The following is a 244-nucleotide window of genomic DNA, read 5'->3' on the forward strand; positions in this document are numbered from 1 at the left end:
GGAAACACCATGAAAGCAATGAAGCAACGCATCGCCAAGTTCAGCCCGGTCGCCTCGTTCCGCAACCTGTGCATCGCCGGTTCCGTCACTGCCGCGACTTCGCTGCCGGCCTTCGCCGGGGTGATCGACACCAGCGCGGTGGAATCGGCGATCACCGATGGCCAGGGCGATATGAAGGCCATTGGCGGCTACATCGTCGGCGCCCTGGTGATCCTGGCCGTTGCCGGCCTGATCTACAGCATGT

Annotated in this window: 1 protein-coding gene; it reads left to right on the forward strand. The window is 63.1% G+C overall.

Going from position 1 to position 244, the window contains the following annotated elements:
• Nucleotides 1-18: 18 nt before the first annotated feature.
• The coding region (locus ACLJNW_RS27755; RefSeq protein ID WP_410961799.1) for a major capsid protein at nucleotides 19-244 on the forward strand (226 nt) is incomplete at its 3' end.

The organism is Salmonella sp. SAL4457 (genome assembly GCF_046548235.1).
Taxonomy (GTDB): Bacteria; Pseudomonadota; Gammaproteobacteria; order Enterobacterales; family Enterobacteriaceae; genus Salmonella; species Salmonella enterica.